Source organism: Microbispora sp. CSR-4, assembly GCF_008033685.1.
In the GTDB taxonomy this organism is placed as follows: domain Bacteria; phylum Actinomycetota; class Actinomycetes; order Streptosporangiales; family Streptosporangiaceae; genus Microbispora.
The window spans coordinates 1-619 of sequence record NZ_VJVX01000237.1 but is presented as its reverse complement, the minus strand read 5'-3'; the positions used below and the strand labels follow the sequence as shown (position 1 = coordinate 619).

1 pseudogene is annotated in these 619 nt (G+C 69.5%); it reads right to left on the bottom strand.

Annotation, left to right across the window (positions count from 1 at the left end):
• Positions 1 to 619, bottom strand: a pseudogene (locus FLV34_RS39615) (DNA-directed RNA polymerase subunit beta); the annotation flags it as partial.

Below are 619 nucleotides of genomic sequence, written 5' to 3'. Positions count from 1 at the left end.
CGACTGACGCTGCATGTTCGACCCCATGAGCGCGCGGTTGGCGTCGTCGTGCTCCAGGAACGGGATCATCGCCGTCGCCACCGACACCATCTGGCGCGGCGACACGTCCATGTAGTCGACCTCGGACGGGTGGACGGCCTCGAACTCGCCGCCCTTGCGGCGGGCGAGCACGCGGGTCTCGGCGAAGGTGCCGTCGGCGTTCAGGGCCGTGTTGGCCTGCGCCACGACGTGCCGGTCCTCCTCGTCCGCGGTGAGGTAGTCGATCTCGTCGGTGACCCGGCCGTCGACGACGCGGCGGTAGGGGGTCTCGACGAAGCCGAACGAGTTGACCCGCCCGAAGGAGGACAGCGAGCCGATCAGGCCGATGTTCGGGCCTTCCGGCGTCTCGATCGGGCACATGCGGCCGTAGTGCGAGGGGTGCACGTCGCGGACCTCGAAGCCCGCGCGCTCACGCGACAGACCACCCGGGCCCAGGGCGGACAGACGCCGCTTGTGCGTCAGGCCGGCCAGCGGGTTGGTCTGGTCCATGAACTGCGACAGCTGCGAGGTGCCGAAGAACTCCTTGATCGACGCCACGACCGGGCGGATGTTGATCAGGGTCTGCGGCGTGATCGCCTCG